The organism is Streptomyces sp. SAI-135 (genome assembly GCF_029893805.1).
In the GTDB taxonomy this organism is placed as follows: Bacteria; Actinomycetota; Actinomycetes; order Streptomycetales; family Streptomycetaceae; genus Streptomyces.
Genome location: NZ_JARXYP010000002.1, coordinates 5,538,165 through 5,563,751 on the forward strand (window position 1 = coordinate 5,538,165; position 25,587 = coordinate 5,563,751).

At 71.7% G+C, this 25,587-nt stretch carries 20 protein-coding genes and 2 pseudogenes; 15 read left to right on the forward strand and 7 right to left on the reverse strand.

The window, feature by feature from the left end; all coding sequences use genetic code 11:
* Positions 1 to 145: 145 nt before the first annotated feature.
* Positions 146 to 2,449 (reverse strand): glycoside hydrolase family 3 N-terminal domain-containing protein, encoded by a 2,304-nt coding sequence (locus M2163_RS29755; RefSeq protein ID WP_280895508.1) that lies wholly within the window; start codon positions 2,447 to 2,449, stop codon positions 146 to 148.
* Positions 2,450 to 2,580: 131 nt separating this feature from the next.
* On the opposite strand from M2163_RS29755, the gene M2163_RS29760 reads away from it, so the two are divergent.
* From M2163_RS29760 to M2163_RS29785, 6 genes and pseudogenes are all read left to right on the forward strand, one after another.
* Positions 2,581 to 3,657, forward strand: coding sequence for a LacI family DNA-binding transcriptional regulator (locus M2163_RS29760; RefSeq protein WP_280895509.1), 1,077 nt, complete (start codon positions 2,581 to 2,583; stop codon positions 3,655 to 3,657).
* 232 nt (positions 3,658 to 3,889) lie between these two features.
* Positions 3,890 to 4,880, forward strand: a pseudogene (locus M2163_RS29765) (LCP family protein).
* Positions 4,881 to 4,986: 106 nt separating this feature from the next.
* Positions 4,987 to 6,402 (forward strand): FG-GAP-like repeat-containing protein, encoded by a 1,416-nt coding sequence (locus M2163_RS29770; protein ID WP_280895510.1) that lies wholly within the window; start codon positions 4,987 to 4,989, stop codon positions 6,400 to 6,402.
* Between the two features lie 137 nt (positions 6,403 to 6,539).
* Positions 6,540 to 6,896 carry a YciI family protein gene (locus M2163_RS29775; protein WP_280849815.1) on the forward strand — a complete coding sequence of 119 codons (357 nt, stop codon included), beginning with the start codon at positions 6,540 to 6,542 and terminating at the stop codon, positions 6,894 to 6,896.
* 119 nt (positions 6,897 to 7,015) lie between these two features.
* Positions 7,016 to 8,226, forward strand: a pseudogene (locus M2163_RS29780) (RNA polymerase sigma factor).
* Between the two features lie 114 nt (positions 8,227 to 8,340).
* Positions 8,341 to 10,389 carry a cell wall-binding repeat-containing protein gene (locus M2163_RS29785; RefSeq protein ID WP_280895511.1) on the forward strand — a complete coding sequence of 683 codons (2,049 nt, stop codon included), beginning with the start codon at positions 8,341 to 8,343 and terminating at the stop codon, positions 10,387 to 10,389.
* Here the strand turns inward: M2163_RS29785 and M2163_RS29790 are convergent.
* On the reverse strand, positions 10,367 to 11,560 hold the full coding sequence (locus M2163_RS29790) for a methyltransferase domain-containing protein (protein ID WP_280895512.1): 1,194 nt from the start codon (positions 11,558 to 11,560) through the stop codon (positions 10,367 to 10,369). The two genes, M2163_RS29785 and M2163_RS29790, sit on opposite strands and share 23 nt — an antisense overlap.
* Positions 11,561 to 11,651: 91 nt before the next feature.
* On the opposite strand from M2163_RS29790, the gene M2163_RS29795 reads away from it, so the two are divergent.
* The 4 genes from M2163_RS29795 to groL all read left to right on the forward strand — a co-directional run bounded on the left by M2163_RS29795 (position 11,652) and on the right by groL (position 15,644).
* Positions 11,652 to 12,587, forward strand: coding sequence for a polysaccharide deacetylase family protein (locus M2163_RS29795; RefSeq protein WP_280895513.1), 936 nt, complete (start codon positions 11,652 to 11,654; stop codon positions 12,585 to 12,587).
* Complete coding sequence (locus M2163_RS29800; protein ID WP_280849810.1) at positions 12,584 to 13,369, forward strand: polysaccharide deacetylase family protein; 786 nt, start codon at positions 12,584 to 12,586, stop codon at positions 13,367 to 13,369. The genes M2163_RS29795 and M2163_RS29800 overlap by 4 nt, the downstream gene beginning before the upstream one ends.
* 228 nt (positions 13,370 to 13,597) lie before the next feature.
* Complete coding sequence (gene groES, locus M2163_RS29805) at positions 13,598 to 13,906, forward strand: co-chaperone GroES (RefSeq protein WP_028807844.1); 309 nt, start codon at positions 13,598 to 13,600, stop codon at positions 13,904 to 13,906.
* Between the two features lie 112 nt (positions 13,907 to 14,018).
* Positions 14,019 to 15,644, forward strand: a complete 1,626-nt coding sequence (gene groL / locus M2163_RS29810) for a chaperonin GroEL (protein WP_280849809.1) — start codon at positions 14,019 to 14,021, stop codon at positions 15,642 to 15,644.
* A 91-nt stretch (positions 15,645 to 15,735) separates the two neighbouring features.
* Here the strand turns inward: groL and M2163_RS29815 are convergent, their stop codons facing one another.
* From M2163_RS29815 to M2163_RS29825, 3 genes are all read right to left on the reverse strand, one after another.
* Positions 15,736 to 16,425 (reverse strand): ester cyclase, encoded by a 690-nt coding sequence (locus M2163_RS29815; RefSeq protein WP_280849808.1) that lies wholly within the window; start codon positions 16,423 to 16,425, stop codon positions 15,736 to 15,738.
* A gap of 65 nt (positions 16,426 to 16,490) precedes the next feature.
* The gene (locus M2163_RS29820) at positions 16,491 to 17,264 is read right to left on the reverse strand and encodes an SDR family oxidoreductase (protein WP_280849807.1); all 774 of its coding nucleotides are present in this window, start codon (positions 17,262 to 17,264) and stop codon (positions 16,491 to 16,493) included.
* Positions 17,265 to 17,314: 50 nt separating this feature from the next.
* Positions 17,315 to 17,983, reverse strand: coding sequence for an MOSC domain-containing protein (locus M2163_RS29825; protein ID WP_280895514.1), 669 nt, complete (start codon positions 17,981 to 17,983; stop codon positions 17,315 to 17,317).
* 80 nt (positions 17,984 to 18,063) lie between these two features.
* Between M2163_RS29825 and M2163_RS29830 the strand changes: the two genes are divergently transcribed.
* Positions 18,064 to 18,960: a LysR family transcriptional regulator gene (locus M2163_RS29830; protein ID WP_280895515.1), complete on the forward strand. Its 897-nt coding sequence runs from the start codon at positions 18,064 to 18,066 to the stop codon at positions 18,958 to 18,960.
* A 59-nt stretch (positions 18,961 to 19,019) separates the two neighbouring features.
* On the opposite strand, the gene M2163_RS29835 is transcribed toward M2163_RS29830, so the two are convergent.
* Complete coding sequence (locus tag M2163_RS29835; RefSeq protein ID WP_007384136.1) at positions 19,020 to 19,346, reverse strand: WhiB family transcriptional regulator; 327 nt, start codon at positions 19,344 to 19,346, stop codon at positions 19,020 to 19,022.
* A gap of 381 nt (positions 19,347 to 19,727) precedes the next feature.
* On the opposite strand from M2163_RS29835, the gene M2163_RS29840 reads away from it, so the two are divergent.
* From M2163_RS29840 to M2163_RS29855, 4 genes are all read left to right on the forward strand, one after another.
* Positions 19,728 to 20,339 (forward strand): response regulator transcription factor, encoded by a 612-nt coding sequence (locus M2163_RS29840; protein ID WP_003948568.1) that lies wholly within the window; start codon positions 19,728 to 19,730, stop codon positions 20,337 to 20,339.
* A gap of 284 nt (positions 20,340 to 20,623) precedes the next feature.
* Positions 20,624 to 21,211: a sigma-70 family RNA polymerase sigma factor gene (locus M2163_RS29845; RefSeq protein ID WP_007384137.1), complete on the forward strand. Its 588-nt coding sequence runs from the start codon at positions 20,624 to 20,626 to the stop codon at positions 21,209 to 21,211.
* A gap of 175 nt (positions 21,212 to 21,386) precedes the next feature.
* Complete coding sequence (guaB, locus tag M2163_RS29850; protein ID WP_280849804.1) at positions 21,387 to 22,889, forward strand: IMP dehydrogenase; 1,503 nt, start codon at positions 21,387 to 21,389, stop codon at positions 22,887 to 22,889.
* Positions 22,890 to 23,007: 118 nt separating this feature from the next.
* Entirely contained in the window at positions 23,008 to 24,132 is a 1,125-nt protein-coding gene (locus M2163_RS29855; protein ID WP_280849803.1) for a GuaB3 family IMP dehydrogenase-related protein, read from the forward strand.
* Between the two features lie 230 nt (positions 24,133 to 24,362).
* On the opposite strand, the gene M2163_RS29860 is transcribed toward M2163_RS29855, so the two are convergent.
* The gene (locus tag M2163_RS29860) at positions 24,363 to 25,568 is read right to left on the reverse strand and encodes a nucleotide sugar dehydrogenase (protein ID WP_280849802.1); all 1,206 of its coding nucleotides are present in this window, start codon (positions 25,566 to 25,568) and stop codon (positions 24,363 to 24,365) included.
* Positions 25,569 to 25,587 lie beyond the last annotated feature (19 nt).

Sequence of the window (25,587 nt, forward strand, 5' to 3'; positions counted from 1 at the left end):
CGGGCGCTGCGCGCCGGACTCCCCGATGCCGGGGCGGTGTTCACCAAGGGCTTCGAGGAGTCGGTGCGGTGGGCTGATCCAGGAGTGCGCCGGGCTCAGTCCGGTGTCCGGACGGGCCCCGCGACTCTCCCGGCCCGCTCCCGGCTCAGGGCGACACCTCCGTCTCGCAGCGCAGGCGGCGGTCCGGGCCCAACTGCCGTACCGGGCCCGTCAGACGCAGTCGCGCGGTGTGCCGGACCTCCGCGCTCGACGCCGACAGCCGCAGCTCCAGATCGCCCGGTTCGACGACCCGGCGGCCCTCGCGGTCGGTGAAGGCCGACAGGTCGGCGTGGAAGCGGAACGTCACCCGGCGGGACGCGCCCGGCTCCAGCTCCAGCCGCTGGTAGCCGATCAGTCGGACGTCCGGGCGGGTCACCGAGGCCACCGGGTCGTGCAGATACAGCTGGACGACCTCGGCGCCCGCCCGGCCCCCCGCGTTGCGCACGGTCAGCGACACGTCGTACGTGCCGTCCGTGCCGATCTCCGCCGGCGCCCCGTCCGTGAAGTCCTCCCACACGAACTCCGTGTAGGAGCGCCCGTGCCCGAAGGCGTACAGCGGCGTCGGGTCCAGGTTGCTGACCTCGCCCGCGAGGCCGAGCGGCGGCTGGAGGTAGGTCCAGGGCTGGCCGCCGGGCACCCGCGGCACGCTCACCGGGAGGCGGCCCGAGGGGTCGACCCGGCCCGACAGCACTCCCGCCACCGCCGGACCGCCCTCCTCCCCGGGGAAGAAGGCCTGGACGACCGCCCCGAGCCGGCCGTCCCAGCGGCCCAGCGCGTAGGGGCGGCCGGTGAGGAGGACCAGGACGACCGGGACGCCGGTCGCCACCAGCGAGTCCAGCAACTCGGCCTGGACTCCCGGCAGCCGAAGGTCCGTCACATCGCAGCCCTCGCCCGAGGTGCCCCGCCCGAACAGGCCCGCCCGGTCACCGAGCACCGCCACGCAGACGTCCGCCTCGGCCGTACGGGCCACCGCCTCCTCGAAGCCGGCCGTGTCCGGGTCGTCGACCCCGCAGCCCTCGGTGAACGTCACCTTGGCGTCGGGGAGTTCGGTGCGCAGCGCCTGAAGGACCGTGGGGATCTCGATGCCCATCGGGATGTCGGGGTGGTGGGTGAGGACGTGGGAGGGGAAGGAGTAGCAGCCCAGCATGGCGAGGGCGTCGGCGGCACGCGGGCCGACGACCGCGATCCGGGTGTCCGGGGCCAGCGGCAGCAGGCCGTCCGGGTTGTCGAGGAGGACCACGGACTCCTCGGCGAGGCGCCGGGCCAGGGCGCGGTTCGCCGTCGAGTCGAGGTCGATCCGCCCGGTGGGCTCCGGGTCCCAGTCCTCGTCCAGGAGGCCCAGCTCGCACTTCTGGAGCAGGACCCGGCGGGCCGCCCGGTCGATCAGCGACTCGGGGACCTCGCCCGCGCGCACGGCCTCGATCAGGGGGGTGCCGTAGCACTTGAGGGTGGGCAGTTCGACGTCGAGGCCCGCCGCGAGGGCCGCGTGCGCCGCGCCCGCCTCGGTGCCGGCGATCCGGTGCTGGGTCTGGAGGAACCCGACGCCGAAGTAGTCGGCGACCACCGTGCCGGTGAACCCCCACTGCTCGCGCAGCAGTTCGGTCAGCAGGCCGGGGTCGGCGGAGGCCGGGACGCCGTCGGTGTCGGTGTAGGCGGCCATCACCGAGCGGGCCCCGCCCTCGCGCAGGGCGAACTCGAAGGGCGGCAGGGTGATGTCGGCGAACTCGCGCACGCCGGCCCGCACGGGCGCGAGGTTGCGGGCGCCGGCCGAGGAGGCGTACCCGGCGAAGTGCTTGAGCGTGGCGACGATCCCGGCCGACTCCAGACCGCGGACGTAGGCGGCACCGATCGTGCCCACCAGGTACGGGTCCTCGCCGATCGTCTCCTCGACCCGTCCCCAGCGCGGGTCGCGGACGACGTCCAGGACGGGGGCCAGACCCTGGTGGACGCCGACCGCGCGCAGGTCGCGGCCGATGGCGCCGGCCATCTCCTCGACCAGCTCGGCGTCCCAGCTCGCGCCCCAGGCGAGCGGGACGGGGTAGGCGGTGGCCCGCCAGGTGGTGAACCCGGCCAGGCACTCCTCGTGCGCCAGCGCCGGGATGCCGAACCGGCCGGCCTCGGCGATACGGCGCTGGGCGCGGGCCAGTGCCTGCGCGCCCAGCGCCGGGTCCACGGGGGCGGTGCCGAACGGGCGGGTGAGCTGGCCCAGGCCCCGGGTGATCAGCTCGTCCCAGTCGTAGTCGGCGGTCATCTCGCGCTGGAGGGGGGCGACTCCGCCCCCGTCGGTGCTGGCGCCCACCCACACGCCGTAGAGCTGGGCGGTCTTCTCCTCCAGGGTCATCCGGGAGAGGAGGTCGTCGACGCGGTCGGAGGCGGTCAGGGCGGGGTCACGCCAGGGCGCGGTGGTCATGTAACTCCTGTCGGGCTCGACTGTCGGTCGACGAACCTCGCGAATGTTTCGATATCCAATCCGAATGTTTTGGGAACCTAGGGCCGTCAGGAGGGTTCGTCAAGAGGTCGCGCAGGGATACGATCGCCGCCATGACACCCCCGGAGCCCGCTGAAACCCGGACGACTTCCCCGACGGCAGGACGGTCGCCGCAGACGGCCACCCTGGCCGAGATCGCCCGTGAGGCCGGCGTGTCGGCGCCGACAGTTTCGAAGGTCCTCAACGGCAGGGCCGATGTCGCGCCCGCGACCCGCGCCCGCGTCGAGGATCTGCTGCGCGCGCACGGCTACCGGCGCCGGCGTGCCGAGGCGAGCCGTTCGCCCCTGATCGACCTGGTCTTCCACGAGCTGGAGAGCGCGTGGGCGATGGAGGTCATCCGGGGCGTGGAGAACGTGGCCCGCGACGCCGGGCTCAGCGTGGTGCTGAGCGAGAGCGCGGGACGGCTCACGCCCGGCCGCACCTGGGCCGACCAGGTCGCCGCCCGCCGCCCCCACGGGGTGGTGCTGGTGCTGTCCGGGCTCGACGACTCCCAGCGCGCGCTGCTGGCCAGCAGATCGATCCCGTTCGTCGTGATGGACCCCGCCGGTGATCCGGGCGCCGACGTGCCCTCCATCGGCGCCACCAACTGGCAGGGCGGGCTCGCCGCGACCCGGCACCTGGTCGAGCTGGGCCACCGCAGGATCGGCGCGATCAGCGGACCCTCCCGCATGATGTGCAGCCGTGCCCGGGTCGACGGCTACCGGGCCGCCCTGGAGACCGCGGGGCTGCCCGTCGACCCCGAGCTGATCGTGGCCGGCGACTTCCACCACGAGACCGGCTACCGCCAGGGACTGGAGCTGCTGCGCCGCCCGGACCGGCCCACGGCCGTCTTCGCGGGCAACGACCTCCAGGCGCTCGGCGTCTACGAGGCCGCCCGCGAGCTGGGGCTGCGCATCCCGGAGGACCTCAGCGTGGTCGGCTTCGACGACCTTCCGGTGGCGCCCTGGGTGGGGCCGCCGCTGACGACCGTACGACAGCCCCTGACGGAGATGGCCGAGGCCGCCGCCAAGCTGGTGCTCGACCTGGGCCGGGAGGGCGGGAGCCCGGCGGCGACCCGGGTGGAGCTGGCGACGAGCCTGGTGGTGCGCAGCAGCACGGCGCGCTGCGCTGAGCTGGAACGGGGCGCCTGAGGGTGGGTGGGTGACCATGACCGGCTGGGTAGGTGCACCCGCACCCCTCCGAAGTTAATCGGTTGCCCGGTCGAAACTTTCGGAGGTCCTCGCGCGGTCGTGACCTCAGCATGAGAAGTCTGAGATTTTCCGAAGAAAGCCGTCCGGGAGGCGTTCCTCGTAATAATTCGGACTTACGTTCCTGCCTGTGAGCGGAGACGACGAGGGCAGACGAACGGGCCGGCGGCGCAGCGTGCTCAGGGCCGTCGGCCTCACTCTCGCGGGGGCGCTGGTCGCGGGATGCGCGGCGGCGGGCTGGGCGTACTGGCACCTCAACAGCAACATCAAGAGCGTCGACATCAACAGCGCGCTCGGTGACGACCGCCCCGCCAGGGCGACTCCCTCCCCGTCGGCCTCCGCGGCGGCACCGCTGCCCACCGAGGCCGTCAACATCCTGGTCCTGGGCTCCGACTCGCGCAGCGGCGAGGAGAACCAGGCACTCGGGGGCGGCAGCAGCACCGGGGCCCGGTCCGACACCGCGATGGTGGTGCACATCGACGCCGGCCGCACCGCGGCCACCGTCGTCAGCATCCCGCGCGACACCCTCGTCACCCGCCCGTCCTGCCCGCTGGAGAGCGGAGGCTCCACGGCGGTCTCGTACGGGGCGATGTTCAACAGCGCCTACGCGGTGGGGCGGTCCGGTGTGCGCGGTCAAGACCGTCGAGTCGATCACGGACGTCCGCATGGACCACTACGTCGAGATCGACTTCTCGGGCTTCGCCAAGCTGGTGGACGCCCTCGGCGGGGTCACGGTGACCACGGACGAGGACATCGACGACGACGACAGCCACCTGCACCTGAAGGCGGGCACCCACCACCTGGACGGCAAGCGGGCTCTCGCCCTCGCCCGCACCCGGCACGGCATAGGCGACGGCAGCGACCTGGGCCGCATCGGCCTTCAGCAGCAGCTGGTGAAGGCCCTGCTGGAGCGGATCTCCTCGGCCGGTCTCCTGACCGACCCGGCCAAGCTGTACTCCGTCGCCGACGCCCTCACCGGCAGCCTCACCACCGACACCGGCCTCGACTCCCTGACCGAGCTGATGAGCCTCGGCGAGAGCCTGAAGGGCCTGTCGAGCGACGCGGTGAGGACGGTGACCATGCCGGTCGTGACCGCGCCCTCGGACCCCAACCGGGTGGTGGCGAAGGAGCCCGCGGCGAGCGAGCTGTGGGAGTCGCTCCGCTGAGCTCTCGCCGGGGTGTTCACCGAAAGACCGGACGACTGCTGCAACCAGCGAGTGTCCAGGGGTGTCTGTTGCGGTGACCACACCGCAGTAACCAGGGGGAACACCGATGTCCAACTCGCGTACGCACAAAGCCTGGTCCGTACCGCTGATCGCCGGAGTGCTCGCGCTCGGCGGGATCCCCGCCCTCGCGGGCAGCGCAGGGGCCGCACCGGAGTCCGTGCACAGCGTCCAGGACGACTTCAACGGCGACGGCTACAAGGACCTCGCCGTCGGCGCCCCGACCGCCACGGTCGGCGGCAAGCAGGGGGCGGGCTACGTCACCGTCATGTACGGCGGCCCGCAGGGCCTGACCAAGGACCACCGCACCACCATCAGCCGCTCCACCAGCGGTGTCCCGGGCGATCCCGCCGCGGGCGAGAACTTCGGCTTCCAGCTGTCCACGGGAGACCTGGACGGCGACGGGCGCACCGACCTGATCATCGGGCAGGCATCCCCGACCCGGGACGCGGTCGTCGTCTGGGGCGGCCAGAACGGTCTGTCCGGCGGCGTGCCCGTGCCGGCCGCGACCACCCGGGCCGGCGACTTCGACGGCGACGGCAAGCAGGACCTGGTGCTGTTCCGCGGCGGCCGCGCCGTGGGCGACGACCCGCTCGGCACCCGGGCCACCGTGTGGCGGGGCCCGATCTCCCGGGCCGGGAAGCCGGCCGCCACCCAGGACTTCGGCTCGACCGCAGTGAAGCCCTACGACGTGCTGTACGCGGCCGCCGGGGACGTCAACGGCGACGGCCGCGACGACCTGGCGCTGACCGTCTACCTCGGCGACGGCGGCATCGGCTCCCAGCTGTACCTGGCCCGTGCCTCCGGAGGCGCCTTCACCTTCGCCGCCTCCCCCGAGGGCAGCGGCCAGGTGGCCCTCGGCGATGTCGACGGTGACGGCTTCGACGACGTCGTCCGGGGCGTGCCGAACGACTCCACGGTCACCGTGGCCCTCGGCTCGGCCTCCGGTCTGAAGCCGGAGTCGACCTGGAAGTCGTACAGCCAGGACACCGCGGGAGTCCCCGGCGGCAAGGAGGAGGAGGACGCCTTCGGCCACGCGGTGTCCGCCGGTGACGTCAACGGCGACGGCTACGCCGACGTGGCCGTGGGCGCGCCCGGCGAGAGGCTCGGCGACAAGGACGGGGCGGGCATGGTCAACGTCCTCTACGGCGGCCCCGCCGGTCTGACCGGCACGGGCGCCCAGGGCTTCTCCCAGGACACCGAAGGCGTCCCCGGTGCCGTGGAGGCCAGCGACAACTTCGGTGACGCGGTCAGCGTCCTCGACATCGACGGCAACGGCTGGGCGGACCTCGCGGCGGCGGCGTCCCGCGAGAACATGGTCGAAGGCGGGAACAGCGGTGAAGGCGCGGTCTGGTCGCTGCGGGCGCGTGCGACGGGCATCGTGACGGACGCGGCCTTCACCTTCGGACCCCGCGCGGTCGGGGCGCCCATCGAGCGGGCGTCGTTCGGCGGATCGCTGTCGTAGCAGGTCAGGCCCATGATGGAGGGCCCGGGAAAAATTCTCCGAAGAAATCCGCGGAGTCTGTCGATCCCGGGCCCTTCCGATCGACGCACTGGTGAGAGGCCGGGAAGGACCGGCCCCGCAGCGACCGAGGAGTCACCATGCCGCGCTACCTGTCGATGGTCCAGATCGACGAGAAGACCGCCCCCGCCGAGGGCCCCAGCGACGCCCTGATGCAGCGCATGGGTGAGCTGATCGAGGAGATGACGAAGGCCGGGGTGCTGCTGGACACCGCAGGGCTCACGCCGACCGCGCAGGGCGCCCGGGTGCGCTGGGAGAAGGGCGAACTGTCGGTGACCGACGGGCCCTTCACCGAGGCCAAGGAGGTCGTCGGCGGGTACGCGATCGTCCAGGCCAAGGACATGGCCGAGGCGATCGAGTGGACCAAGCGCTTCCTGAAGGTGCACGAGGAGCACTGGACGGTCACCTGCGAGGTGCGGGAGATCGTGGAGGGCTGAGCCGGGGGCCGGACCGTCTTCCTTGGCTGTTCGGCCGCACAGGTGTCGAATGGGGGGCTGTGACCACCTCACAGCCCTCCCGCACCGACGCCCGATCCTCCGTCGAGACCGTCTTCCGCATGGAGTCGCCGCGCATCATCGCCGGCGTCACCCGGGTCGTGCGGGACGTCGGCATCGCCGAGGAGCTCGCCCAGGACGCCCTCGTCGCCGCGCTGGAGCAGTGGCCGCGCGACGGCGTGCCCGACAATCCCGGCGCCTGGCTCATGGCCATCGCGCGGCGCAAGGCCGTGGACCTGGTCCGCCGCCGGGAGAACTACGCCCGCAAGCTGGCCGAGATCGGCCGGGACCTGTCGGAGACCGCCCCGCCGGAGGAGCCGTCCGACCCCGAGGACATCGACGACGACCTGCTCCGGCTGGTCTTCACCACCTGCCATCCGGTGCTGTCCGCCCAGGCCCGCACCGCGCTCACCCTGCGTCTGCTCGGCGGTCTGAGCACGCCCGAGATCGCCCGCGCGTTCCTCGTCCCGGAGGCGACGGTCGCCCAGCGCATCGTCCGTGCCAAGAGGACCCTCGCCACCAGGAACATCGCCTTCGAGGTGCCCTACGGCCCCGACCGCGAGGCCCGTCTCGGCTCGGTCCTCGACGTCATCTACCTGATCTTCAACGAGGGCTACGCGGCCACCGCGGGCGACGACTGGCTGCGCCCGTCCCTGTGCGAGGACGCCCTGCGGCTGGCCCGCGTGCTGTCCGCGCTGATGCCCAAGGAACCCGAAGTGCACGGCCTCACCTCCCTGTTGGAGTTCCAGGCCTCCCGCACGGCCGCCCGCACCGGCCCGCGCGGCGAACCGGTCCTCCTGAAGGACCAGAACCGCAGCCGCTGGAACCGCATGCTCATCGCCCGCGGCATCAAGGCCCTGGCCCGCGCCGAGACCACCGCGCGGTCGGCGCCCCCGGCCCCTACGTCCTCCAGGCCGGCATCGCCGCCTGTCACGCGCACGCGTACTCCTACGAGGAGACCGACTGGCAGGCCATCGCCACCCTGTACGCCCTGCTCGCAGCCCGTACCCCCTCCCCGGTGGTCGAACTCAACCGCGCGGTCGCGGTCTCGATGGCCGAGGGCCCCGGCCCGGCCCTGGAGATCGTCGACGCGCTCACCGGCGAACCCGCCCTGCTCGACTACCACTTGCTGCCGAGCGTGCGCGGCGATCTGCTGGCCCGCCTCGGACGTACGGCCGAGGCGCGGACCGAGTTCGAGCGGGCGGCCGCGCTGACCCGCAACGAACGGGAGCGGGAGCTGCTCCTCGACCGGGCGCGGGAGTGCGGTCAGTAATTCATCGTCGAACGGTTGTCCGTCAGTAAATTCGTTCCCCTCGTGTCCCACGAGCGTCCTACAGTGACTCAGCCTCTGTGGAGAGGCCGTGAAAGATTTGTGGGGGACGACAACTTGAGACTGTTCACGCGCCGCCGTGCCGCGGCGCTCGCGACCGCGGCGGCGCTCGCCGCGGTGGGCACCCTGTCCGCAGCGCCCGGCGCCGCCGCCGACGACGCGGGGCCCTGGCCGGGCACCGAGGGCCGGATCCTCACCGACGGCCCGGTACTCGTCGACCCGGTCACCGGGACGAAGAGCCAGGTCCCGAACACCGGCTCGGGCTCCGACGGCGCCTGGGCCCCCGACGGCAGCCGGTTCGTCACCGCCTACGGCCAGGACATCACCAGCATCCGCCCCAGCGGGGCCGCGAAGCTCACCCTGCCCACGGCGCAGGGCGTGCGCTCCAGCGCCGTCTACGAGGACCTGACCTTCTGGTGGGGCGGCCAGTACGTGGTCTTCTCCACCGGCGGCCAGCTCGTCTACGGCCCCTCCGACGGCTCCTACGCGCCCCGCCCGCTGCTGACGTCGGCCCAGGAACCCGCGAACGTCTGCGACACCGACCCGACGGCGAGCCCGTCCGGCAAGCTCGCCTTCGAACGCCGGACCAACGTCGGCTGCTACGACAACGCAGGCGTCTACGTCTACGACCCGGCGACGAAGACGGTCAAGCGGGTCCTGACCGACGCCGAGCAGCCCGCCTTCTCGCCCGACGGCACCAAGCTGGCCTTCGTCCGCAAGGACGCCGACGGCAAGCTCCAGATCTTCACGGCGAAGGCCGACGGCACCGGCGTCCAGCAGGTCACCACCGGCCCGGGCTACGCGCTCAACCCGTCCTGGTCACCGACCGGCAAGCGCATCCTCTTCGACGCGCACACCACCGGTGACAGCGCCGACGTGCAGAGCACCGAGTACGTCGACCTGGCCACCGGCACGCGCACGGCGGTCCCGGGCACCCCGCAGGGCAGCAACCCGAGCTGGCAGCCGCTGCGCAAGAACAACACCGGCCGGGTCTGGGGCTCCGACAGCTACACCACCACGGTCGCCGGCTCCCGCTGGACCTGGAACAAGGTCGGTCAGCACCTGCCGGGCCTGATGGACGCCAAGGCCGCGGTGCTCACCAACCGGGACAGCGCCTCGTACGCGCTCACCGCGCCCGCCCTGGCCGGCAAGAAGCAGGGGCCGGTCCTGCCGACCCCGAAGACCGGCCTCTCCTCGGCGGTGAAGGCCGAGCTGAAGCGGGTGCTCAAGCCCGGCGCGAACGTGTACCTCCTCGGGGGCACGTCCGTCCTGGGCGGCAGCGTCACCTCCCAGGTCAAGGCCCTCGGCTTCACGCCCAAGCGGCTGAGCGGAGCGGACCGCTTCGCGACCTCGGTCGCCGTCGCCAAGACGATCACGACCGCCCCGAAGTACGTCTTCCTGGCCTCCGGCACCGACGCCTACGCGTCCCTCCCGGCGGCCGCCGCGGCCGGCGCCGACGGCACCAGCAGCGCGGGCGGCCTGGTCCTGACCAACGGCAAGAAGCTGACCTCGTCGGTGAAGTCGTACCTCAACGGCCTCAACCCGAACAAGACCATGGTCATCACGGTGGGCGCGGACGCCAAGTACGCCCTGACCCACACGTCGTTCTCCAGGTGGCCCTCCTCGTCCTCGTACTACCCGATCACGGGTAGCACGAAGGAGTCCCTCGCGGTGAACCTCGCCAGGTTCTGGTGGAGCGCGCCGGCCAACGTCGCCCTCGCCTACTCCGGCTCCTGGCGCGACGGTCTCTCCGCGGCCGCGGCGATGAACGTCTTCGGCCCCGTGCTGTGGACCTCGCGCCCCGCCCTGTCGAAGGAGGTCTCGAGCTATCTGCTGCGCGAGTCGGCGAGCACCAACACCGCGATCGCCTTCGGCGGCACGGGCTCGGTCACGGCCGGCGCGCTCGGCACCGCGGGCGCCGCGATGGCGGCGAACAGCGGCCAGGTCGCCTACACGCCGTACTACAACGGCAACGAGCCCGCGAGCACCCGGATGAGCAGCCAGCCCCTGCGCGCCGGCGACGGCGGGACCGCCACCGCGGCCCGGCCCGGTCCGGTCGGCGCCGACCCGCACCTGGAGGCGCTCAGGACGGTCCTGCACCGGTGACGGCCCTCGCGGGGGCGCCGATCAGCATGGTCGGCGCCCCCGCGACCCGGGTCAGGAACACGGTCGCCGAGTGCGGCCCATGCTGCTTGGGAAGCGCCTTGCGCCGCAGCTCCTCCGGCTCGACGGCCGACCCGCGCTTCTTCACGGTCAGGATCCCGACCTCCCGCTCGCGCAGCAGCGCCTTCAGCTTCTTCACGTTGAAGGGGAGTTGATCGGTGATCTCGTAGGCGGTGGCGTACCCGGTCGCGTGCAGGGCGTCCGAGGTCACGTAGGCGATGGTGGGGTCGACGAGTCCGCCCTCGACCTCCTGCGCGACCTCGGCGACCAGGTGGGCCCGGATGACAGCACCGTCGGGCTCGTACAGGTACCGCCCCACGGACCGGACCTCGGGATCGGGCAGCTCCCGGCCGAGCAGTGTCCGCGGTCCCGGCAGCAGTGTCGCCCGGACCGCCCCCGGCGCGGTGCCGAACCACAGCACCGCCTCCTTCACGTCCCCGCCGTCGGAGATCCACTCCGCCTCGGCCTCGGCCGGAACCGCCTCGTGCGGGATGCCCGGCGCGACCTTCAGCGCCGCGTGCGGGGCCTTGAGGGCGGCCTGGACCGCCCATGACAGGGGCGGCGAGCAGGCCTCCGGGTCGAAGATGCGGCCCCGCCCGCCCCGTCGCGCCGGATCCACGAACACGGCGTCGTACGGAGCCGTGTCGACCTCCGTGACGTCCGCCTCCCGTACGTCGATCAGGCCGGCGAGTCCCAGCGCGTCCGCGTTCGCCCGGGCGGTCGCCGCCGTCAGCGGGTCCCGGTCCACCGCGAGGACCCGGATCCCGGCCCGGGCCAGCGCGATCGCGTCACCGCCGATCCCGCAGCACAGGTCCGCGACGGAGGTGACGCCCAGCGCCTTCAGCCTGCGGGCCCGGTACGTCGCCACGCTCGCCCGCGTCGACTGCTCGACCCCGTTCGGCGTGAAGAACATCCGCCCCGCGTCCTCGGCCCCGAACTTCGCCTCCGCCCGCTGCCGCAGCCGCGCCTGGCCGAGCGCCGCCGAGACCAGTTCGGCCGGGTGCTCGCGGCGCAGCCGGGTGGCGACGGCGAGTTCGTCGGCGGGGGCGGTGCCGCGCACGTCGTCGAGGAGGGCACGGCCCTCGGGGGTCAGGAGGGGGGCGAGGTCGTTCACCGGGTCATTGTGGGCCAGTCGGTGGACGGTCCGCTGCCGGGCGGCGGTGTCGGCCCGGGCGCTCCGCCGTGACCTGCGAGGATCCGACGCCATGGGAACAGTAGGACAAACCTATAAAAATGGTGCGTTGAGGGTGTCGATCCGCGGCGGACTCGTCCTCCTGGCCACGGCCGCCCTGGCCTCCGGCTGCGCCCGCCCGGCCGCGACCGACGTACCGCGGCAGCGCCCCCTCCAGGCACCCCCGGCCCCCGCCGCCGAGCTCCAGGCCGACAAGACCCTCATCCGGGCCGCCCGCCTCCGCGCCGAGCAGACCCGCGGTGCCCTCGCCAGGCGGTGGGGGCTGAAGAGGGTCCCGCTGACGGCCCCGCCGGCACCCGTGACCAAGCCCCGCATCACCACCCGCGACGGCTTCGAGGTCGACGGCCACGAGGAGAAGGGGCTGCCACCGGTCTTCACCACGATCCCCACCGACCAGAAGATCGTCTTCCTCACCGTCGACGACGGCGCCGAGAAGGACCCCGCGTTCCTGCGGATGACGAGCGAGCTGCGGATCCCGTACACCGCCTTCCTCAGCGACTACCTCATCAAGGACGACTACGGCTACTTCCGGAAGATGCGGGACAGGGGGGTCGCCCTCGACAACCACACCCTCCACCACCCCTACCTGCCCGGGCTGTCCTACGCCCGCCAGAAGCGCGAGATCTGCGGGATGCAGGACGTCATCGAGAAGCAGTACGGCAAGCGGCCGGCGCTCTTCCGTCCGCCCTACGGCAACTACAACGAGGACACCCTGCGCGCGGCCCGCTCCTGCGGCATCAGGTACGCGCCGATCTGGAACGAGGAGGTCTTCGCCGACCACTGGGAGTACCGCGAGTGGGACCGCAGGATCCGCCCCGGCGACATCGTGCTCAGCCACTTCCGGGGCCGCGCGGACGGGAAGGGCACGATGACCGACATGGTCCGCCGCTTCCTGGACAAGGTCACGGCCGAGGGCTACGCCGTCGCACGCCTCGAGGACTACCTGTGAGACCGCGGATCCTGGTCGCCGCGGGGCTGGCGGCCGTACTCCTCGCGGGCTGCGCCCAGTCCGTCGACCCCATCGAACGGCTGGGGAAGAAGGCCGCCCAGCGGGTGGGGTCGTACGGCCCGGCAAGGGCGGACGGACGACCGTACCGCCACTGGGGTCTGACGGCCCCGCTGCCGGCGCCCCCGCGGGTGCCGGCACGCAGGGCGGCGGGCCAGAACGGCCGGCCGCCGGTGGTGCGGCGCGTCGAGACCTCCGACAAGGTCGTCTTCCTCACCTACGACGACGGCGCCGAGAAGGACCCGCGGTTCGTCGACCTGGTCCGTGAACTGCGGCTGCCCGTCAGCATGTTCCTCACGGACAGCGTGGTCGGCCCCGGCTACGGCCACTTCGCGCGCCTCCAGTCGGTCGGCGCGAGCATCCAGAACCACACCCTCGACCACCCCGCCCTGCGCGGCCTGCCGTACGCCGGGCAGCGCGCCGAGATCTGCGGCCAGCAGGAGAAGGTGCGGTCCCGCTTCGGGATCCGGCCGCGGCTGTTCCGGCCGCCCTACGGGACGTACGACCGCACGACCCTGCGCGCCGCGGCCGACTGCGGGCTCTCGGCGGTGGTGCTGTGGAGCGTGGCGGCGCAGGGGCAGACGCGGGGCCTGAGGGCGGGGGACATCGTCTCGGTGACCTCGGCGGAGACGACGGGCCCGACCCTGACGGAACGTACGACGAGACTGCTGCGGGAGATCGAGCGGCGGGGACTGACGGTGGGGCGGCTGGAGGACTACCTGTAGGGGTGCTCCGGAGGCCCCGCCGGAGACGCGGCCGGAGGTCCCGCCGGAGACGCGATTGGCACTCCGCTTGACCGAGTGCTAATCGCGGTCATAGTCTCGGGTCTGGCACTCCCCCCTGGAGAGTGCCAACACAGCGACGGGCAGGTCCGGCACCCGCGACGACGGATCCACCTGGTCGCCACCTCAGACAGTTAACCCCGTGAGATCTCCGAAGGGGGAGGTCGGATCGTGACGACCACCAGCTCCAAGGTTGCCATCAAGCCGCTCGAGGACCGCATCGTGGTCCAGCCGCTCGACGCCGAGCAGACCACCGCCTCTGGCCTGGTCATCCCGGACACCGCCAAGGAGAAGCCCCAGGAGGGCGTCGTCCTGGCCGTGGGCCCGGGCCGCTTCGAGAACGGCGAGCGACTGCCGCTCGACGTCCAGACCGGCGACATCGTGCTGTACAGCAAGTACGGCGGCACCGAGGTGAAGTACAACGGCGAGGAGTACCTCGTCCTCTCGGCCCGCGACGTGCTCGCGATCATCGAGAAGTAATTCACCCCAGCATTTCTTCGAGCTGCGCCCCTGGCCCCCGCGACCACTAACAAGCCGGGCGCCCGGGGCGCAGTCTCTTTTCACCTAGATTTCCGAGAGGGCTCACGCTCCCATGGCGAAGATCCTGAAGTTCGACGAGGACGCCCGTCGCGCCCTCGAGCGCGGCGTCAACAAGCTTGCCGACACGGTCAAGGTGACGATCGGCCCCAAGGGCCGCAACGTCGTCATCGACAAGAAGTTCGGCGCTCCCACCATCACCAACGACGGCGTCACCATCGCCCGCGAGGTCGAGGTCGAGGACCCGTACGAGAACCTCGGCGCCCAGCTGGTGAAGGAGGTGGCGACCAAGACCAACGACATCGCGGGTGACGGCACCACCACCGCCACCGTGCTCGCCCAGGCGCTGGTGCGCGAGGGCCTGAAGAACGTCGCCGCGGGTGCCTCCCCGGCCGCCCTGAAGAAGGGCATCGACGCCGCCGTCGCGGCCGTGTCCGAGGACCTCCTCGCGACCGCCCGCCCGATCGACGAGAAGTCCGACATCGCCGCCGTCGCCGCGCTGTCCGCCCAGGACCAGCAGGTCGGCGAGCTCATCGCCGAGGCGATGGACAAGGTCGGCAAGGACGGTGTCATCACCGTCGAGGAGTCCAACACCTTCGGCCTGGAGCTGGACTTCACCGAGGGCATGGCCTTCGACAAGGGCTACCTGTCGCCGTACATGGTCTCCGACCAGGAGCGTATGGAGGCCGTCCTCGACGACCCGTACATCCTGATCAACCAGGGCAAGATCTCCTCGATCCAGGACCTGCTGCCGCTGCTCGAGAAGGTCATCCAGGCGGGTGCCTCCAAGCCGCTGCTGATCATCGCCGAGGACGTCGAGGGCGAGGCCCTGTCGACCCTGGTCGTCAACAAGATCCGCGGCACCTTCAACGCGGTCGCCGTCAAGGCCCCCGGCTTCGGCGACCGTCGCAAGGCGATGCTCCAGGACATGGCGACCCTGACCGGCGCCGAGGTCATCTCCGAGGAGGTCGGCCTCAAGCTCGACCAGGTCGGCCTGGACGTGCTGGGCTCCGCCCGCCGTGTCACGGTCACCAAGGACGACACCACGATCGTCGACGGCGCCGGTGACTCCGCCGCCGTCCAGGGCCGGGTCGCCCAGATCAAGGCCGAGATCGAGAACACCGACTCCGACTGGGACCGCGAGAAGCTCCAGGAGCGCCTCGCGAAGCTGGCCGGCGGCGTGTGCGTGATCAAGGTCGGCGCCGCCACCGAGGTGGAGCTGAAGGAGAAGAAGCACCGTCTGGAGGACGCCATCTCCGCGACCCGCGCCGCGGTCGAGGAGGGCATCGTCTCCGGTGGTGGCTCCGCTCTGGTCCACGCCGCCAAGGTGCTCGAGGGCGGCCTCGGCAAGACCGGCGACGAGGCCACCGGTGTGGCCGTCGTCCGCAAGGCCGTCGTCGAGCCGCTGCGCTGGATCGCCGAGAACGCCGGCCTGGAGGGCTACGTCATCACCTCCAAGGTCGCCGAGCTCGACAAGGGCCAGGGCTTCAACGCCGCGACCGGCGAGTACGGCGACCTGGTCAAGGCCGGCGTCATCGACCCGGTCAAGGTCACCCGCTCCGCCCTGGAGAACGCCGCCTCCATCGCCTCCCTCCTCCTGACGACCGAGACCCTGGTCGTCGAGAAGAAGGAAGAGGAGGAGCCGGCCGCCGGTGGTCACAGCCACGGCCACGCCCACTGAGCCCACAGCTCATGAAGGAGCCCCCGCTCCCTCTCCCCACGGAGAGAGGGCGGGGGCTTTCCCCTTCGCGGGCCTCGCGGGGCCACACCGGTCACTGACCCAGCACCCCCAGCTGTTCCATCAGCCCCGCCCGGTCGTACTGCCACCACCCCTCGCAGATCCGCCCGTCCCGGAACCGGTGCCAGGTGGTCCCGGTCATGGTGACGTTCTGCTCGGTCGCCGGGATGCCCAGGAACTCGCCGGTGTGCTTGCCGGCCCAGGTCCAGCGGGTGCACACCCGGTCGTCCTGGGCAATCTGGTCGTCCACCCGGAAGGTGAAGGTGAAGGCCTTCCGCCACCCCTCGTACTCCTCGCGCGCAGCGGCCAGCCGCAGGTCCCCGGGATTGGCGGGATCGTGGTCGACGTAGTCGTCGGTGAACCGCTCGAACAGCTCCGCCGTGCCGTCCCGTCCGGCCCGCTCGAAGAACTCCCGCGCGACCCCCGGGTTCAGCTGCTCGTCCCGCACCACGTCCAGGTCCGTGAAGGTCGGCATCTCGTCACACAGCGCCACCATCCCCTGGAAGATCCGCTCGGTCTCCGGCAGCCCCGAGTTCCGCATCGCCTCCTCGTACGACGGGAACTCCACGATCTCGACGAAGTGCGACGCGTCGGACCGGTCCTTGCCGACGACCGCGTGCGTCGCGGTCCGCTTCCCCTTGGTCTGCTCGACCCATGTGTCCATCAGCCGGTCCATCTCGTCGAAACGGCTGGTCCTGCAGTCGATGAGCTGTACGAAGGTCATCTCGACATCGCCTCCGGCCCCCCTGGGTCCGGTTCGAACAGCACCATTGTCCGCCTTTTCGGGCCCTACTGCGGCCCGTACTTCCGCCCCGTCCTCGACGTGATCCCGCCCAGCAGCCCCCGCGGCGCCACCTTCACGAGCCCCATGAGCACCTTGTACCGCGGGTCCGGGATCGACAGGGTCTTGCCGTGGGACAGGTCGGTGAGGGCCGCGGCGACCAGTTTGTCCGCGTCGAGCCACATCCAGCCGGGGATGTTGTCCGTGCCCATCCCGGCCCGCTGGTGGAACTCGGTCCGCACGAACCCCGGGCACAGGGCCATCAGCCGGACCCCGCTGCCCGCCAGATCCCGCGCCGCGCCCTGCGTGAACTGCACGACCCACGCCTTCGAGGCGCCGTACGTACCGCGTGGCACGAACGCGGCCACCGACGCGACGTTCACGACACCGCCGCGCCCGCGCTCCCGCATCGCCTCCGTCGCCGCCGACGTCAGCCGCAGCACGGCCTCGCAGTGCACCTTGAGCATCTTGAGCTCGTCGGCCATGGAGACGTCGAGGTAGCGGCCCTTGTTGCCGAAGCCGGCGTTGTTGACGAGGAGGTCGACAGGAGACCTGCGGTCGGCGAGCCGGGCGGCGACCGCCTCGATGCCGGGGTCCGTGGCGAGGTCGGCGGTGAGGACCTCGGCCTCGATGCCGTGCCGGTCGTGGAGCTCGGTCGCCTGGTCCTGGAGCCGCTTGGTGTCGCGGGCCACCAGCACCAGGTTGTGCCCGTCAGCCGCCAGCCGTCGTGCGAACGCGGCACCGATGCCCGCGGTCGATCCCGTAATCAATGCCGTTGTCATGGCGCAAGGTTAATGACCAGGACCGACAGCGTCCGCCGGCCGGGACCCCGTCAGGCGCCGTGCTTGTCCACATACTCCAGCGCCCACTTCCGCAGCTCCGGATGGAGCGCCTCACCGGCCGCCAACAGCCTTGGCTGGAGCGGCCGTTCGGTGGTCATCGCCCGGAACGCCAGGGCCACCGTCACGTCGTGGTCGGGCCGGTGCACGATCTCGACCGGGTCCCCGGTACGGATCTCACCGGGCTGTATCACCCGCAGATACGCCCCCGGCGCGCCCTTCTGCGTGAACCGCTTCACCCAGCGCCGCTCACCCATGTGGCCCTGGAAGGTGCCGCACGGGATCCGCGCGCAGGTGACCTCGAGGACCACCTCGGGCCCGATCCGCCAGCGTTCGCCGATCAGCGCGCCGGAGACGTCGATGCCCTGGGTGGTGAGGTTCTCGCCGAACGCGCCGTTGGCCAGCGTGCGGCCCAGCTCGGCCTCCCACTCGTCCAGGTCCTCGCGCGCCATGGCGTACACGGCCTGGTCGTCGCCGCCGTGGTGCTCCCTCTTGCACACCGCGTCCCCGGCGAGCGCGCTGCCGCCGATGCCCTTGGGGCCGGGCGCGGCCACCCTCACCGGTCCCTCGACCGGCCGCTTGTCGATACCGGTGACGCCCTCCGGGTTGTCCGTGTACGTGACGGCCTTCGCGCGGCCCAGATTCACCGACAGAAGCTTCATGGCGGCACGGTAGGGGAGGGCCGCCCAAAGGTGCCACGCATTATTCGGGGCCGCATCAAAGCGCGGCTTATCCTTGCGAGGTGATCGAAGCCCGACATCTCCGAGTCCTGCGTGCCGTCGCCACCACCGGCTCCTTCTCCGCCGCGGGGCGCGAACTGGGCTGCACCCAGCCCGCCGTCAGCCAGCAGATGAAGGCTCTGGAGGCGTCCGTGGGCACGCCGCTGCTCGTCCGCACCGGACGCGAGATGCGGCTGACCCAGGCGGGCCAGGCCCTGGTGCGGCACGCCTCCGGCATCCTGGCGGGCCTCACGGCCGCCGAGGAGGAGGTCGCCGCCATCGCCGGGCTGCGGGCCGGGCGGGTCCGGCTCGTCTCCTTCCCCAGCGGCAGCTCCACCCTCGTCCCCACCGCCCTCGCCGCCCTGCGCGCCGCCCACCCCGGCACCCGGGTCTTCCTGGAGGAGGCCGAGCCCCCGCAGTCCGTCACCCTGCTGAGGGAGGGCGACTGCGACATCGCGCTCGCCTTCCGGTACGAGGGGGCCGCGGGCGGCGACGAGTGGGACGACCTCGTCGTGCGCCCCCTGCTGACCGACCGGCTCGTCGCCCTCGTACCGGAGCGGCACCGGCTCGCGCGCGCGGGGTCCGTGGCCATCGGGGAGCTCGCCGAGGAGTCGTGGATCGCCGGATGCCCGCGCTGCCGCGGCCAGTTGGTCGAGGTGTGCGAGAGCGCCGGCTTCACGCCCCGCATCGACTTCGCGACCGACGACTACCCGGCGGTGGTCGGCCTGGTGGGCGCCGGCCTCGGCGTCGCCGTCCTGCCCCAGCTCGCCGTCGAGTCCGTACGGCCCCGGGGCGCGCGCACGGTGACGCTGGAGCCGGCGGTCCGCCGGGAGATCGTCGCGCTCACCCTCCCCGACCTGGCACAGGTGCCCGCGGTGGCGGCGACCCTGGAGCAACTGGCGCGCGCGGCCGAGCGCTAGGCCACGCCGGACACGGGGAAGGGCACGCGCGCGCGTGCCCTTCCAGGAGAAACGTTCCTTCAATTGTTCGATGCGCCGCTCCCGACGGATGACGCCGACACCAGCCGGTGTCGCGCCCGCCCCATGAGCTCCTCGCGCTCGTCCTCGGTCAGCCCGCCCCACACGCCGTACGGCTCTCTCACCGCGAGCGCGTGCGCCGCACACTGTGCGCGCACCGGGCATCTCATGCAGACCTCCTTGGCCGAGTTCTCGCGAGCACTCCGGGCCGCACCGCGCTCGCCCTCCGGATGGAAGAAGAGCGAGCTGTCCACTCCGCGACAGGCGGCCAGAAGCTGCCAGTCCCACAGGTCCGCGTTCGGTCCGGGAAGGCGGGAGAAATCTGCCATTACGTGACCCCTTGTAGCGGTTCCGGGCGGATACGGTGTCCACGACCGTACATCTACGATCTAAGGAGATGAAAATATGACTCATTGCGAATCTAGCCTCAGACACCAGGAAATGGGAAGAAAAGGGTCTGAATGGGGCATGGGTTGTGATGAAACGTTGTGGGTCCGCCGTGCATGTCTGCACCGTGTCCGCGCCCTCACGTAGAGTGCCGAAGACAGTGTGCAGCCCCGTAACTCTTTCGGGTGACCGTCGTTGAGAGTGCGGAGGCGGTTGAAACAACAAGTGCTCGGGCAGGCGTCCGAGACGGTCGACCGCACAGGTGACGATTTCGTACCAGCCTGGAGGCTCAAGGTGACGTGCATCAGCTGCGGAGGGCGGCCATGACATCCGTCCTCGTCTGCGACGACTCCCCGCTTGCCCGAGAGGCGCTCCGCCGCGCGGTCGCGACCGTGCCCGGTGTCGAGCGCGTGACGACCGCGGCCAACGGCGAGGAAGTCCTCCGCCGCTGGGGCGCGGACCGTTCGGACCTGATTCTGATGGACGTACGCATGCCCGGTCTGGGCGGCGTCGAGACCGTGCGGCGGCTGCTGTCCGCGGACCCCGGGGCCCGGATCATCATGCTCACGGTCGCCGAGGACCTCGACGGGGTCGCCCTCGCGGTCGCCGCCGGTGCGCGCGGCTACCTCCACAAGGACGCCTCACGCGCGGAGTTGCGGGCCACGGTGACCCAGGCGCTCGCCGACCCGACCTGGCGGCTCGCCCCGCGCCGGCTGCGGTCCGCGGAGATGGGCGCGGCGCCCACGCTCACCGCGCGTGAGATCCAGGTGCTCGAAGGCATGAGCCACGGCCGGTCCAACGCCGAGATCGGGCGCGAGCTCTTCCTGTCCGAGGACACCGTCAAGACGCACGCGCGCCGGCTGTTCAAGAAGCTGGGTGCCTCGGACCGCGCGCACGCGGTCGCGCTCGGCTTCCGCTGGGGCCTGGTGCGCTGAGCATTCCCTCGCGTGAGGTCGTGGCAAGGCTGCGGTCGGTCGTGGCTGGTCGCGCGGGTCTCCGCGCCCCTGACGGGGCGCGGCCGGGCGGCCCCTTCGACGCCCCGCTGCTTGTTTCGCGGCGGATGCCGCATCCTTGAGTTGTGGAGTCTCTCGGGGACGAGTCGGTCGAGCGGAAGGGGAGGGCGCAGGGTATGGGTTCCGGCGCACCTGCTCATAACGCTTCGGTGCACAACAACCAGCGCGATGCCACGGATCCAACGACGCCAGGGCACCATGGACCGATGCGTGACGACGAGGCGGCTCATCCCCATGGGGCGATCGGTGCGCTCGTCCACAGTGCCGTGGAAGGGGACGAGCAGGCCACGCACGACCTGCTCGCCCATGTCCACCCACTGGCCCTGCGCTACTGCCGCACCCGGCTGTCCCGTCTTCCGGGTGACGCCCGGCACTTCGTTGAGGACCTCGCGCAGGAGGTCTGCGTAGCCGTCCTCCTCGCCCTGCCGCGCTACCGGGACACCGGCCGCCCCTTCGAGGCGTTCGTCTTCGCCATCGCCGCCCACAAGGTCGCCGACCTGCAGCGCGCGGCCATGCGGCACCCCGGTTCGACGGCGGTCCCCTCCGACGAGATGCCCGAGCGGCCCGACGACTCGCTCGGCCCCGAGGAGCGGGCGCTGCTCAGCAGTGATGCCGAGTGGGCCAAGAAACTGCTGGCCAACCTCCCCGAGAACCAGCGCGAGCTGCTGCTGCTGCGGATCGCCGTGGGGTTGACGGCGGAGGAGACGGGTCAGATGTTGGGAATGTCACCCGGCGCGGTCCGTGTGGCGCAGCACCGGGCGCTGAGCAGACTGCGGGCGCTGGCCGAGCAGTAGGGCGCGCAGGCGGGGCCCACTGGACAGGGCGCGCTCCTGAACGGGCGGCGCGCCGCTTCCGTACGAACATACGAAGCCCGGAGCGGGTCCGGACCGTGGAATCGGTGGAATTTGCCACCCTTGCTTCCCGTTAGCATGGACATCCGCACCGATCAAGGCCATTGGGGAAGGTGTCATGACTGCAAACGTCGACGGAGTGCCTGACAAATTCGCGACGCTCGGGCTGACCTACGACGACGTGCTGCTGCTGCCGGGAGCGTCCGAGGTGCTCCCCAACGCGGTCGACACCTCGTCCCGCATCTCCCGCAATGTCCGGGTCAACATCCCGCTGCTCTCGGCCGCCATGGACAAGGTGACCGAGTCCCGCATGGCCATCGCGATGGCCCGCCTCGGCGGCGTCGGCGTGCTGCACCGCAACCTCTCCGTCGAGGACCAGGTCAACCAGGTCGACCTGGTGAAGCGGTCCGAGTCCGGCATGGTCACCGACCCCATCACCGTGCACCCCGAGGCGACCCTCGCCGAGGCCGACGCGCTGTGCGCCAAGTTCCGCATCAGCGGCGTTCCGGTCACCGACCCGGCCGGCAAGCTCCTCGGCATCGTCACCAACCGTGACATGGCCTTCGAGTCGGACCGCAGCCGCCAGGTGCGCGAGGTCATGACGCCGATGCCGCTGGTCACCGGCCAGGTCGGCATCTCCGGCACCGACGCCATGGAGCTGCTGCGCCGCCACAAGATCGAGAAGCTCCCCCTGGTCGACGAGGCGGGTGTCCTCAAGGGCCTCATCACCGTCAAGGACTTCGTCAAGGCGGAGAAGTACCCCAACGCCGCCAAGGACGCCGAGGGCCGCCTCCTCGTCGGTGCCGCCGTCGGCGCCAGCCCCGAGGCCCTGGAGCGGGCCCAGGCGCTCGCCGAGGCCGGGGTGGACTTCCTCGTCGTCGACACCTCGCACGGCCACAACAGCAACGCGCTGAGCTGGATGTCGAAGATCAAGTCGAGCGTCGGCGTCGACGTGATCGGCGGCAACGTCGCCACGCGTGACGGCGCCCAGGCCCTCATCGACGCCGGTGTCGACGGCATCAAGGTCGGCGTCGGACCGGGCTCCATCTGTACGACCCGTGTCGTCGCCGGCATCGGCGTCCCGCAGGTCACCGCGATCTACGAGGCCTCCCTCGCCGCCCGCCCGGCCGGCATCCCGCTGATCGGCGACGGCGGCCTGCAGTACTCCGGCGACATCGGCAAGGCGCTCGCCGCCGGCGCCGACACCGTGATGCTGGGCTCGCTCCTGGCGGGTTGCGAGGAGTCGCCCGGCGAGCTCCAGTTCATCAACGGCAAGCAGTTCAAGTCGTACCGCGGCATGGGCTCGCTCGGTGCCATGCAGTCGCGCGGCCAGGCGAAGTCGTACTCGAAGGACCGCTACTTCCAGGCCGAGGTCGGCTCCGACGACAAGCTCGTGCCCGAGGGCATCGAGGGCCAGGTGCCCTACCGCGGCCCGCTCTCCAGCGTCCTGCACCAGCTCGTCGGCGGCCTGCGCCAGACCATGGGCTACGTGGGCGCGGCCACCATCGACGAGATGGAGTCCAAGGGCCGTTTCGTGCGGATCACCTCGGCGGGTCTGAAGGAGTCGCACCCGCACGACATCCAGATGACGGTCGAGGCGCCGAACTACAGCCGTAAGTGAGCCTTTGCTGAAAGCCACGCGCGCGTGAGGGCGGCTCCGGGAGCATCCGGGGCCGCCCTTGTCGTACCCGTCGGGGATACTGGAAGGCGCTGCAACGCATCAGGGAAAGGCCACACACGTGACTGAGATCGAGATCGGGCGCGGCAAGCGCGGCCGCCGGGCGTACGCCTTCGACGACATCGCCGTCGTCCCCAGCCGTCGTACGCGCGACCCGAAGGAGGTCTCGATCGCCTGGCAGATCGACGCCTACCGCTTCGAGCTGCCGTTCCTGGCCGCCCCCATGGACTCGGTCGTCTCCCCGGCCACCGCGATCCGCATCGGCGAGCTCGGCGGCCTCGGCGTGCTGAACCTCGAAGGCCTGTGGACGCGGCACGAGGACCCGCAGCCGCTGCTCGACGAGATCGTCGGCCTGGACTCCGAGACGGCGACCCGGCGGCTCCAGGAGATCTACTCCGCCCCCATCAAGGAGGAGCTGATCGGCGCGCGCATCAAGGAGGTGCGCGACTCCGGTGTGATCACGGCCGCCGCGCTCTCCCCGCAGCGCACGGCGCAGTTCTCCAAGGCCGTCGTGGACGCGGGTGTGGACATCTTCGTCATCCGCGGGACCACGGTCTCGGCGGAGCACGTCTCGGGTTCGCACGAGCCGCTGAACCTGAAGCAGTTCATCTACGAGCTCGACGTCCCGGTGATCGTCGGCGGCTGCGCCACCTACACGGCCGCCCTGCACCTCATGCGCACCGGCGCGGCCGGCGTCCTGGTCGGCTTCGGCGGCGGCGCGGCGCACACGACCAGGAACGTGCTCGGCATCCAGGTGCCCATGGCGACCGCCGTGGCCGATGTCGCCGCGGCCCGCCGTGACTACATGGACGAGTCCGGCGGCCGGTACGTGCACGTGATCGCCGACGGCGGTGTCGGCTGGTCCGGCGACCTCCCCAAGGCGATCGCCTGCGGCGCGGACGCCGTGATGATGGGCTCCCCGCTGGCCCGCGCCACCGACGGGCCCGGTCGCGGTCACCACTGGGGCATGGAGGCCGTCAACGAGGAGCTGCCGCGCGGCAAGAAGGTCGACCTCGGCACCGTCGGCACCATCGAGGAGATCCTCACCGGCCCGTCGCACATCCCGGACGGCTCGATGAACTTCTTCGGTGCGCTGAGGCGGGCGATGGCCACGACCGGCTACAGCGAGCTCAAGGAGTTCCAGCGCGTCGAGGTCACGGTGGCGGACTCGCAGCACAAGCGGTAGCGGCCGGGCTCACGGCGGCTTGAGGGCCGGTCATCCCGGGTGGGGTGGCCGGCCTGTTGTGTGCCCTGGGCTGGCGAGCGGTCGCCCCCACGAAGCCCAGGGGCCGTGGAGGGGACTGCGGCAGGCTCGTGGACGGATCACGGAGTGACCGGCCCGACCTCTCTCTGTGAGGTACCCGCGTCGCGCCCCGCGTGCCATCAGCCCGGAGCCCGCCGCACCCGCGCCTCCCTTCACAGCCGATGCGCCGCCCCCGTGGGCGTGGCCCCGCGCGTGTCCAGCAGCAGCTGGGCCTTCACCGACAGGCCCTGGAGGTCGTACGTGCGGTGCTGCTGGAGCAGGATCGTCAGGTCCGCGTCGGCCGCCGCCTCGTAGAGGGAGTCCGCGCGCGGGACCGGGCGGTCCAGGACGCTCCAGGACGGGACGTGGGGGTCGTGGTAGCTGACGCAGGCGCCGAGTTCCATCAGGCGTACGGCGACCTCCTGGGCCGGGGTGGCCTGCTGGTCGGCGAGGTCGGGCTTGTAGGTGACGCCGAGCAGCAGGACGCGGGCGGCGCGGGCCGACTTGCCGTGCTCGTTGAGGAGGGCCGCGGCGCGCTGGACGACGTAGCGCGGCATCTGGTCGTTGACCTGCCGGGCGAGTTCGACCATGCGCAGGGAGCGGCCGGCCCCGCTGAGGTCGCGGGGGATCGCGTGGCCGCCGACGCCGGGGCCGGGGCGGAACGCCTGGAAGCCGAACGGCTTGGTCTCCGCGCAGCGGATGACGTCCCAGAGGTCGACGCCGAGGTCGTGGCAGACGACGGCCATCTCGTTGACGAGGGCGATGTTGACGTGCCGGAAGTTGGTCTCCAGGAGCTGGACCGTCTCCGCCTCGCGCGGGCCACGCGCGCGTACCACCTTGTCGGTGAGACGCGAGTAGAAGGCGGCCGCCGACTCCGTGCACGCGGGCGTGAGGCCACCGATCACCTTGGGGGTGTTGGCGGGCGTGAAGTCGCGGTTGCCGGGGTCCACGCGGGTGGGCGAGTACGCGAGGTGGAAGTCGCGGCCCGCGCGCAGGCCCGAGCCCTCCTCGAGCAGCGGGCGCAGGAATTCCTCGGTGGTGCCCGGCGGGACGGGGGACTCCAGGATGACGGTGGTGTGCGGGCGCAGGTGTGTGCTCAACGTGCGGGCCGCCGCCTCCACCTGGCTCAGGTCCAGGCCGCCGTCCGGGCCCGCCGGAGTCGGCGCACAGATGACCGCCGTGCGGACGCGGCCGAGTTCGGCCGGTCCCGCTGCCGTCCGGAAGCCCCCCGAGAGCATCCGGCGCAGTTCGGCGGGGCTGAGGGAGCCGGCCTCGGGGCCGGTGCGGTAGCCGAGGGTGGAGATGCCGGCGGCGACAGCGGCCTGGGCCAGGGGCAGTCCGTAGGGACCGAGTCCGATCACGGCGAGATCTGCGGGCATGGCGTGGGCCGTCCTTCCC

What these genes read in the sequence shown, in the direction of transcription:
- M2163_RS29820 (WP_280849807.1), bottom strand. Translation starts at nt 17,264, where the DNA reads ATGACAACGGCATTGATTACGGGATCGACCGCGGGCATCGGTGCCGCG.
- M2163_RS29825 (WP_280895514.1), bottom strand. Translation starts at nt 17,983, where the DNA reads ATGAAGCTTCTGTCGGTGAATCTGGGCCGCGCGAAGGCCGTCACGTAC.
- M2163_RS29775 (WP_280849815.1), top strand. Translation starts at nt 6,540, where the DNA reads ATGCCGCGCTACCTGTCGATGGTCCAGATCGACGAGAAGACCGCCCCC.
- M2163_RS29795 (WP_280895513.1), top strand. Translation starts at nt 11,652, where the DNA reads ATGGGAACAGTAGGACAAACCTATAAAAATGGTGCGTTGAGGGTGTCG.
- M2163_RS29845 (WP_007384137.1), top strand. Translation starts at nt 20,624, where the DNA reads ATGCGTGACGACGAGGCGGCTCATCCCCATGGGGCGATCGGTGCGCTC.
- M2163_RS29835 (WP_007384136.1), bottom strand. Translation starts at nt 19,346, where the DNA reads ATGGCAGATTTCTCCCGCCTTCCCGGACCGAACGCGGACCTGTGGGAC.
- M2163_RS29815 (WP_280849808.1), bottom strand. Translation starts at nt 16,425, where the DNA reads ATGACCTTCGTACAGCTCATCGACTGCAGGACCAGCCGTTTCGACGAG.
- M2163_RS29760 (WP_280895509.1), top strand. Translation starts at nt 2,581, where the DNA reads ATGACACCCCCGGAGCCCGCTGAAACCCGGACGACTTCCCCGACGGCA.
- M2163_RS29860 (WP_280849802.1), bottom strand. Translation starts at nt 25,568, where the DNA reads ATGCCCGCAGATCTCGCCGTGATCGGACTCGGTCCCTACGGACTGCCC.
- guaB (WP_280849804.1), top strand. Translation starts at nt 21,387, where the DNA reads ATGACTGCAAACGTCGACGGAGTGCCTGACAAATTCGCGACGCTCGGG.
- M2163_RS29840 (WP_003948568.1), top strand. Translation starts at nt 19,728, where the DNA reads ATGACATCCGTCCTCGTCTGCGACGACTCCCCGCTTGCCCGAGAGGCG.
- M2163_RS29770 (WP_280895510.1), top strand. Translation starts at nt 4,987, where the DNA reads ATGTCCAACTCGCGTACGCACAAAGCCTGGTCCGTACCGCTGATCGCC.
- M2163_RS29755 (WP_280895508.1), bottom strand. Translation starts at nt 2,449, where the DNA reads ATGACCACCGCGCCCTGGCGTGACCCCGCCCTGACCGCCTCCGACCGC.
- groL (WP_280849809.1), top strand. Translation starts at nt 14,019, where the DNA reads ATGGCGAAGATCCTGAAGTTCGACGAGGACGCCCGTCGCGCCCTCGAG.